The following is a 10,576-nucleotide window of genomic DNA, read 5'->3' on the forward strand; positions in this document are numbered from 1 at the left end:
TTTATGGATTGGTTTCTTGCATTATTCATCCCTTAATTTTTCAACCGGATTAAACCGGGTAGCCCGAAATACGATGAAGCCCACCAGTAGACCAAGTACGCTCAGTAGTATGCCCAGTGGCAACAGGTAGGTAAATGCATTGATTTCTATTCGGATAATATAGTTCTGTAGCCAATGTTGCATCAGCATATAACTAGATGGGACTGTCACCAAAACCGCCAACAGAAATATGCCATAGTACTCCTTTGAAAATAACAGCATCAAATGTGCTAATGAAGCGCCAAGGACTTTACGGATACCTACTTCCTTGTTACGGAGATGAATCGAGAGGGAGATCAGGCCTGTCAATCCCAACACGACGATCAAAAGTGAAACAGCACTCGCGATCTGTGCCGCCCGGTGCAGTTGCAGCTCCGTTTCGTATAAACCTTTGATGCGGTCATCCATAAATTGATATTTAAATGGTGCATCAGGCATTAATTCTTTCCATTTCCTCTCCAGTCTCTGCACCGCACTGGACAGTTGGCCCGGTTTTAAACGGATACTCAGGTATCGGTATTGAAAGCTCTCATGGATATCTGTCCAGACGATCGCCGGAGATGCCCGATGAAGAGAATTTGCGACAAAGTTATCGGTAACGCCCACAATGGTCATCTTATCTTTTGGATCATTTAGTGCGATCTGTTGACCGATCGCATTTTGGGCATTATTGATGCCGAAATCTTCCATGGCTTTTTTGTTGATAACAACGGGTCGATTAATGGCACCGGCCACCGCATTTTTCGGTAAAAAGGTACCTGCCAATAGCGGGATTTCATAGGTTTCCAGAAAGTAACCGTCACTGGTAATGCGTTGTACCTGGATATCGGTATCGTTATTATGGCCAAATGCAGGCTGCATATTGAAGCCCAGCAGTCCAGGAGTCTCATAGGAAAGGCTTACCGACTTGACAGCTGATTGCTGTAGTAGCTCATACCGGATGGTCTCCATTTTCCGGATACCACCCTCAGACCAGTCCCTTGGTGCCTGTACCGTCAATAGATAATCCTTATTGTATCCTAAATTACTGTTTATGAATAAATGAACCTGTTTGGAGATAATCAGGGTACAGACCAATAGAAGAAGCGCAACAGCGAACTGAAAGAATAGGAGCACTTTTCGAACCAATTGCTTGTCGCCCAATGCGAAGAACTGATTTTTGACCGAGGGAAGTATCTTGATATTGGACAGTTTAATTGCCGGATATAGCCCTGCCAGTACCCCGACCATTATGGTTAACAGACCCAATAAACCAAAAAAATAGATCGGTAAATTGATCAGAGACGGCAGCTCACGCATCAGTACATGTGCAAACAAAGGACGTAACATGCTATAGAGGGGCAGACTGATCAAAGCTGAAATAGTTACGATAAGGATATACTCTGTCAGCAATTGCCTTACCAATTGTAGTCTGGAGGAGCCCATAATCTTACGCACACCGATTTCCTTCAACCGCGTAATATGCTGTGCAATACTAAAATTGATAAAGTTGATGATCGCCATGACCAGGATAAAAATGGCAATCCAGATTAGGGTCTGAATCATCTTGCGGACAGCGCCCTGATTATCATCTAGGTAATAGCTTTTCAAGGGCTTTAGATTTGGGCTGTACTGGCTGGCGAATTCCTTATCGGTATTTTTGTGAACCAGTGTTTGAATCGCCACATCCAGTTGTTGCGTCGTCACTCCGGCTTTCAATTCGAGATAACCTGCAATGTAAGGATTATTCCAGTTGTCAACGGATCTGCCGAAGTATTGTTCGTTGGCAATGGGCAGGAAGATATCGGAATGCATATCCTTTGTTAGATCCATGACTGCATTTTGTACGCCGCTTTTTATAACGGCAGTAATTTCAAAATCATGTTTTTCGCCTCTGAAATTTTTAATCTGCAAGGTTTTTCCCAGAACATGTATGTTTCCAAAATATTTTAGGGCAGCCTTGTCACTGACGACCACTGAAAAAGGGTTATTCAGTGCGGTATTCGGATTACCTGCTAGAATTTCAAATCCAAACATGGTCAAAAGGCTAGGATCTCCGAGTGCCATTCCTTCTTCATGGATCGTAGCACCATTGGCGATAATACCTGTCAATCCATCGATACGATAATAGTTGGCCACCAAATCTGGATATTCTTCATACAGGGCCTTGGGTAGCGCTCCGATCGTGGTCAAATTGATTCCAAATCCTTCCTTCTTATACTTGCTCTGTAATAAAAATTGCTGATCTATATTTTTGATCTTACTATTTACCTGATGAACATCCCATACATAGGCCGCGACCAGCAGTAAAAAGGTAATACCAAGAGTCAATCCGATCAGGTTGATCAGGTTTTGAATTTTTTTCTTTCGAATGTTCCGCCAGGCAATCTTAAAGTTTGTAAAAGTCATTGTCACTCGTATAAAGGTTATTTCCATCACCGCAAACCGACCGGATGCAGGCTTAGGTTTTCGTTAATTTGTATACGATAATACAAATCCTTAGCCAAGCCTGTAGTTTGTTGATTGTTAGTTTTTTAAAGTTGTCCTTTTATAGCGTAAACTGTCCGATTTCGGACAGTCATTGTACACCCGTGAACACCTTGATCTCATCGATTCCCCGAAGGGATAGCAAATAACCAGACAGGTAAAATTGGTATATCTTTGGCTATCAATAGTATTGCTACTACTTGTTTGATAGTGCCTTTCTATTCATCCCTTAAACTATCAACAGGATTGGCTGTAGCCGCTTTTATAGATTGTAGGGCTACCACTGCAATCGTTAAAATAAGGCCAACACAGAAAGCGGATGCAAAGATCCACCAGCCCATACTGATCCGAAATGGGAAATTGTCCAACCAGCGATTCATCAGATAATAAGCCAGTGGTGTCGCAAGTACAAAGGCGATTGTGATCCATTTGAAGAAATCTTGTGACAACAACACAATAATACCTGTTACCGAAGAACCTAACACTTTCCGGATTCCGATTTCTTTTGTTCGTTTAAGAATGCTAATGGAAAGTAATCCAAGAAAACCAAGCATACTGATGCTTATCGCTACGAAAGCGGCGATCCAGATCAGCTTTTCCAGTAATGCTTCTTTCTTGTAGAGCTGAGCAATCTGCTGGTCATAGAATTTGTATTGGAACACTTCATCGGGATACCAGTTTTTCCATTGCTGTTCCAGATCTTTCACGAGCAGCTGATGATCGGTACCTTTCAGTTTAATCGCTACATTTTTTAACCGCGTTTCGTTATACCCAATTACAGTAGGCGAGATGGGTTGGTTCAGTGAATTGGTGCTGAAGTCCGCAACAACACCTACAATTGTTCCCGCTTGTTCTTCATTCAGTCCGCCGGCATTTAAAGACTTGCCGATAATGTCGTTGGGATCTTTAAAGCCCAATGCGGTAGCCATATTCTGATTGATCAGAAATTCAGGTTTCTGCGGATTGTCGTTGAAATTTCTTCCTGCCAATAATTTGATATTGAATGTGTTGATGTATGCAGAATCGCCGATAGCATATCGGGCCGGCCATTTTTCCCATTCTGTTCTGTTATCAAACTGAATGGTTCCACCCCATACTTTCTCGGATGAAGGCGGATTATCGCTAAAGCTGTATGATTGGATATCAGTTCTATTGTTAATGAAATGAGCGATTTTCTCTTTTGATTGCAGCATTCCTTTTGTGAACGGAAGTAGAATAACTTGCTGTCTGCTGAATCCTATATCTGTATTTTTGAGATGATTTACCTGTAAGACAATAGTAAATGTGGCGATCAGCAGCGTCATGGCGATCACATTCTGAAATACAATAAGCGTTTTGCGGCTAAAACTCCAAGGGCCTATCGTTAACTTTTTCAGTGCCTGATGAATGTCCATCCGGCAGACAAAGATGAGCGGATAGATAGAAGTCAATAAGCTCGTTGAAATCCAGATCAAGCCAATTATAGCAGTAAACGACAAAGGGTGGACAATCTGTACGGGTTCATTTGGGAAAAGAGCCTGATTTGCCCAATTAAAAAAGATCAGCAATAAAACTAAGGCGAAAATAATAGCACCGGCAGTCAAGATCAGGGTCTCGATCAGAAACTGAATATACAGTTGCCTTTTGGAACTACCCAGTACCTTTCTCACACCCATTTCTACACTACGGTTCATTTGTCCGGCGAAAGTGATATTGCTGTAATTGACCAGAGCCATGATACTGACTCCGGTGGCAATCGCTGCCAGGATACCCAACAATGTACGCTGTGTTCCTTTTCCATAGTCTGTGTCAAAGTGAAAGTTTGTCAATGGCAGGAGTTTATAACTGAATGTTTGTAGCGCATCTTTGGACCAGTACTTTGCGACAAGTGCATGTATGGCCTGCTCGACCATATTTTTATCGGCGGTGTTTTTTAAGGTGACAAGGATGTTATTGTTTGAGTTGGAATAACCCCAATTGTTGAAGAATTTATCATTTTTTGGGATCTGCCACAAAGTAGCCACGGAACTTAGGGAAAAATAGATTTCTGAACGGAAGTCTGAATTTTTGTTGTTGTCATCGATGATACCCACAACTTTTACTGGGAATTTGCTGTCGACCAGGATCGTTTTTCCCAAGGGGTTATCGTTATTAAAATAAGTTTTGGCAATTGTTTTGGTCAATGCGACGGTATTAGGCTGATCCAGATCTTTTGGGGATCCCTCCAGCCAGGGGAAATTTAATGTATTGAAATATTCCGATGAAACAAAAGCGGCTTTGCCCTCCGTTTTATACAATTGGTCCCCTATCCGTAGCGTCAGGTCTTTATTATATATAATGCTGTACGTTCCACTTGTGGAATTTCACGTGAAATAGCGTTGTACATGGCATAGGATCCGCCTTTGCTATGCTCGACCTGCTCTAGTTTGAGATCCTGTACGACCAGAAAGGTGCGATCTTTATCGGTATGAAACTGATCAAAACTATATTGGAAGCTGTTATAACTATAGATAAATAAACTGCAGGCAATTGCTAACCCTAATCCAGCGATTGTTAGAAAAGTATAATAGCTATGTCTAAACAACTGCCTTAGTGCTGATTTGAAATATGTTTTGATCATAATTTTTATTGTGTTGCGTTTACAATATCATTTTTTTTGTCGTATTGGAGATCATTCCTCCCGCAGGCTATCGACCGGATTTGCTATTGCTGCCTTGATGGCTTGTGAACTAACCGTCAATAGCGCGATCAGTATGGCGAGTAGTCCTGCAACAGCGAACATCCACCATTGCATTTCAATGCGGTAAGCAAAATTTTCCAGCCATTTGTGCATCGCCCACCAGGCTATCGGTGAAGAAATCACGATAGCGATCAGGACAAGTTTGATAAATTCCGCCGAAAGCATCCCTGTAATACCCGGAACGGATGCGCCGATGACTTTACGAATACCTATTTCTTTCCGGCGTTGGTTTGCCGTAAAAATAGCTAATCCAAATAAACCCAGACAAGCGACAAAAATCGTTAGTCCGGCGAATATGCTCAACAGTTTTCCTGTTTTGACTTCGGCCTGATAGGTTTGGGCATAGCGCTCATCGAGGAAAGAATAATTGAATGGAATATCGGAAGGGAAAGCGTCGTATTCAGCGTTCAACTTTTGAATCAGCGCCTCGGTATCTTTTGTCTCTGTTTTGACAATCAGACTCCCAGCCTGATCGCCCAATACCATGACCAAGGGTGAAATGGGGTCGTGTAACGATTTAAAATGGAAATCTTTGACAACACCCACGACACGATAGGTTTTATTATCCTTATTGGTCAGTGTATGGCCGAGACTCTTCCCTTTCCAGCCTAGATCTCTTGCTGCGGTTTCATTCACGATAATGGATAAGGTATCGTTACCAAAAGCTTTCGAAAAATTTCGCCCCTCATGAAGCTGCATACCCATTGCAGCAATATATTCTTCGTCTACATCATAACGGAGTGTTTTGACCCATTTTTCGGTATTTCCGTCCGGATAGACAAAAAAGTTATTGTTGTTAGTTTCTCCAGCGGGTAAGTAAGATGAGCGGGAGATATGTTTGATACGACTGTCTTCGGATAGTAGCTTGACGTAAGTTTTTTCGTTTTCGCCCAAGGGCCAAGTCTGGATCACAATGACATTCTCTTTTTCATAGCCTAATTTGATGTTCCGCATATAATCGAGCTGTCGGATGACAACCACTGTGCAGAAAATGAGCCCCACAGAAATAATAAACTGAAAGACTACAAGGCTGCTCCGGAGATTGAACCGTTTTGTAGATCGCAACAAACGTCCCTTTAATACAACTAAAGGGTTGAAAGCAGCTAGGTATAAAGCAGAATAAGTACTCGAAAATAGACCGACCAATAATCCGAATGCGAGCAAAAGGGGAATGATTTTGGCAAAATCGAGCTGCTGGATTGCAATGGATTTACCCGATAATTGATTAAATAGAGGAAGAGCCAATAGAACAATCCCAACTGCCAGAAACAATGCCAGATAGGTCAGCAGAATGCCCTCAGATAGGAACTGACGGATCAGACTTTGCTTGTCAGCACCGAGTACTTTCCGTACACCTACTTCACGACTTCTCCGGAAACCACTTGCCGTTGATAGGTTCATAAAATTGATCGTCGCGATCAATAACATAAACAGCGCTATAGCACTAAAAATATAGATATACCGGATATCACCGGATGGACTTAGATCGTAGCTAAAATTGGAATGCAGATGGATATCGGTCAGGGGCTGCAAATAGAGACCTAATGTATTGCCCGACTTTTTATAATCTTCATAGCTCATTCCGAATCCAGCCATAAACTGAGCACCGACATGTTTGTCAAATAAGGTTGCCAAGTTTTTCTCTAGACTTTTTAATGAAGTATTTTCTGCAAGGAGTGCATAGGTATAGTACTCGGATGTCATCCAGGAATTTGAACGGGAGTCTTCCAGTGCCGCCATTGAGGTGAAGATATCAAAATGGAAGTGCGAGTTTTTAGGAATATCCTTCATTACTCCGGTAATTTTTAGCATATTTTGGTCACCTTTTATGGCGAGATCCCGACCTACGACGTCTGTTGTTCCAAAATATTTGCGTGCCATGGATTCAGATATGACCGCCGTATAGGGCATCTTCACGGCAGTATTCGCATCACCTTTGATAAGAGGCAAGGTGAAAATCTTAAAGAAGGAGGCATCCACATAGGCCATCTGTTCATCACGAAAAACCTTATCATCAACGGTAAATAAGGGGGCTCCACCTTGTCTCAAACGTGCTGTTTCCTGTACTTCGGCTAATTCAGCTTTCATTGTGGCTGCCACAGGGGGCATAACATGCGCCTCATTCATCGTTCCCCCTTTTACCGTACCGCGAAAGACCACACGTACAATTCGATCTGCATTTGTATTGAACCGGTCAAAACTGAACTCATCAGCCACATATAGGCTTATCAGCAAGCAGATCGCAATACCCAAGGCTAACCCAGTGATATTAATGATCGAGGTGGAAGAATTTCTTCTTAGATTCCGCCACGCTATTTTTAGATTATTCTTTATCATAATGGGATTGTATTAGCTGTTCATATTTCTACTATTCATCCCGTAAACTATCGACAGGGTTGACTAACGCTGCCCGGATTGTTTTAATATTTACAGTAATCATACTGACAAATAAAAGTGAGAGTCCGGCGGTAATAAAGAACCACCATTGCACTTCTATTTTATAGGCATAATCTTCGAGCCATTTGTGGGAAAAATACCAGGCTATTGGGCTAGCAACTAAAACGGAAAGGATAATCAAGATCAAATAGTCTTTTGAAAAAAGATGTGAAATATCCGTAACAGAAGCCCCCAAAACTTTGCGGATACCTATTTCTTTCGTGCGTTGTTCAAGGCTTTGCATAATTAATCCAGTGATACCAAGTGCGGAAATCAATAAGGTCAATACGCTGAATAGGACAAATAACTGTACTTGCTTGTTTTCCTTTTCATACTGCTTTGCTATTAAATCGTCGACCCAGTTAAATGAAATTAGTTTATTTGGATAGGTATTTTGCAGAATTTTTAAGGCCAATTGTATTGTTTGCTGTTCCTGTCCTTCCTTAACTTTCATCAGGATATTGCCGTGGTCGAATTCTTTGGCCAGGATGACTGTTGGTACCCTGTTTTTGTGAAAGGACTCGCTGTGGAAGTCTTTGACAATTCCCACAGGAATAATTTGCAGATCTTTATACAATACATTGAGTTTGTCTATCCCGAGTTGCTCTGCTGTACTTTCGGTAATAAGGGCATTGTTGATATTGTCTTCATCTTTGGATTCGTCAGTTTCGACATGCGCGTAGTCTTCGGGAGTCAGCAGTCTTCCCTTGATCAATTGTATTCCCAATGTCTTGGGCAAATTTGAATCCCCACCGATAAAACTCACCTGGATATTTTTTTCTGGGTTATTTTTGTCGGCAATCGTTTTTGCCATATAACCAGACCCTTGACTTGGAGTCCAGGCGGCGATGCTGACAGCTTCAATTCCTGAAAGTTGACTGATCTCCTCTCTCACAGCGGTACTATGTATTCCCATATTAAAATAAGTCGCATTGAGGATATTCTTTACTTGTATTCCCAAAGGCGAAGACTGAATATAGGTTAGCTGTGATTTAATGGTGATCAGTCCGATGAGGACGACAATGGAAATGCTAAATTGAATTGAAATGAGTACTTTTTTGATCAATATTTCTCCTTTAGGAACCTTTGACAGTTTGTTTTTGAGCGCATCCGAACTTTTAATCCTCGAGATTAACCAAGCGGGATATAACCCGACCAAAAGTCCCAACAGGACAGTTATAATCAAAAAGCATGGAAGTAACATTGATTGGATGGATCTCGTATAAGCGAGATCGTATCCTAGAAAATTTTCAAGTTGCGGTAGACAGACTTTAAAGAACATCACGCTAATTAAAGCTGAGGTAAAAAAGATCAATACCGTTTCCAACAATAAGCGCGAGATTATTTGATTCCTGCTGGCTCCAAGTACTTTATGTATATTCAGATTTTTTAATTTCTTAATTGTTCTTACGGCGTAAATATTTATGAAATTGATACAGGAGATGATCAATACCAAGATAGCAACACCGACAAATATTTTAGTTGTTTTTGAGTTGCCGCTGATTTTGTTATCTCTCAACGGTTCCATGTAGATGTCGTGAATGGGCTGTAGACGAAAAGATGTCGTGTTTTTGACCCCTGGGTTGAGAAATCCCTTATACCAGTTGTTTATTTTTTTCTCAAAATCTGGTATTGATGTTCCGGATTTCAGCTGCAAAAACTGCTGTCTATAATAACCTGAACCATCTCTTTGCAGTTCCATTGCCAGTTTGGGTAATAGCACAATGGCCGAAGTTCGTAGGGTGGAATTGTAGGGAAGCTTCTCCATGACCCCTGTGATGACATAATCGTATGTTTTATTGGAATATGGGTCGGCACTTTGGATCACTTTCCCGATCACATTTTCACCTTTAAAGTATTTTTCTTTGAATTCGCTGTCAACGAGCAGGTTTGTTTTTCCTTGAATGAGCTGACTAGGGCTTCCTTCAAGGATCTTGATGTCGAGTAGGTTCAGTATGTTTGGGTCCGCTTCCAATGCGGGTATTGCAATGGACTGTGTTGATGCTATAGCTGTTTTTAGATAGATATCTGTTGATTCTATATAGGTCTCATTCTGAACCTCTGGAAATAGTCGCTTTAGCTCAGAACTTAGATTTACAAAAGTTTCAGACATCTGGCGCTCTAGTCCGGCGGTTGAATCCAGGGCTACAACCCGAAAGAGATCATCCGCGTTTTTCCAACTTCTGTCATAAGAGTTTTCTTCAACAACGAGTGCAAACACAAGAAGACAAAGTGTTAAGCCAATGCTCAAACCGAATACATTTATCCAGGCATATTGCTTATTTTTAATAATGCTTCGTAATGTAAGTTTAAAAGTATTCATTGTTTCCTTCGCTTTAAAATTTGAATCTATTCGTTATGGCTAACAGCTTATTCATCCCGAAGACTATCGACCGGATTGCTAAGTCCTGCCTTAATGGCTTGATAGCTTATGGTTGCCATACTGATTAATATGGCCATTAACCCCGCGATAACGAAATAATACCATTGAATCTGGATGCGGTAGCTATAATTCTGCAACCATTTATCCATTACCCACCAAGCGATCGGTGAGGCTATCAGAATGGCAATAAGCACTAATTTAATAAAGTCTACGGACAGCAATGAAGTTACTTGTGTCACACTTGCTCCGAGGACTTTGCGGACCGCAATTTCTTTCATACGTGTTTCAGCCATATATGCAATCAAAGCGAGCAGACCAAGACAGGAAATAAAGATGGTCAAGCCGGCAAAGACCATGGCCAGTGTGCCTATGGCTTTTGTTTCTTTGAATTTTTCTTCGTAAGTCTTATCAATAAATTGGTACTCAAAGGGATAATCAGGATTGAACTTTTTAAAGATTGATTCAATTGTTTTCAGGTTGTCCGAGATATTATTGTTCGTATTCAATCGGTAATGAATCGTTGTAAACCAGGC

Annotated in this window: 6 protein-coding genes; all 6 read right to left on the bottom strand. The window is 41.3% G+C overall.

Annotation, left to right across the window (positions count from 1 at the left end):
• Positions 1-21 precede the first annotated feature (21 nt).
• Entirely contained in the window at positions 22-2,427 is a 2,406-nt protein-coding gene (locus HPC41_RS09640) for an ABC transporter permease (protein ID WP_172393798.1), read from the bottom strand.
• 296 nt (positions 2,428-2,723) lie between these two features.
• Positions 2,724-4,781, bottom strand: a complete 2,058-nt coding sequence (locus HPC41_RS09645) for an ABC transporter permease (RefSeq protein ID WP_172393799.1) — start codon at positions 4,779-4,781, stop codon at positions 2,724-2,726.
• A 20-nt stretch (positions 4,782-4,801) separates the two neighbouring features.
• The gene (locus HPC41_RS09650; RefSeq protein ID WP_172393800.1) at positions 4,802-5,104 is read right to left on the bottom strand and encodes an ABC transporter permease; all 303 of its coding nucleotides are present in this window, start codon (positions 5,102-5,104) and stop codon (positions 4,802-4,804) included.
• Positions 5,105-5,155: 51 nt separating this feature from the next.
• Positions 5,156-7,561 carry an ABC transporter permease gene (locus tag HPC41_RS09655; RefSeq protein ID WP_172393801.1) on the bottom strand — a complete coding sequence of 802 codons (2,406 nt, stop codon included), beginning with the start codon at positions 7,559-7,561 and terminating at the stop codon, positions 5,156-5,158.
• A gap of 31 nt (positions 7,562-7,592) precedes the next feature.
• Positions 7,593-9,983, bottom strand: coding sequence for an ABC transporter permease (locus tag HPC41_RS09660; RefSeq protein WP_172393802.1), 2,391 nt, complete (start codon positions 9,981-9,983; stop codon positions 7,593-7,595).
• Positions 9,984-10,030: 47 nt separating this feature from the next.
• Positions 10,031-10,576 (bottom strand): ABC transporter permease (locus HPC41_RS09665; RefSeq protein WP_172393109.1); only part of this gene is annotated, 546 nt, incomplete at its 5' end.

Origin of the sequence: Sphingobacterium prati, from assembly GCF_013167215.1 — a bacterium.
GTDB classification, from domain to species: domain Bacteria; phylum Bacteroidota; class Bacteroidia; order Sphingobacteriales; family Sphingobacteriaceae; genus Sphingobacterium; species Sphingobacterium prati.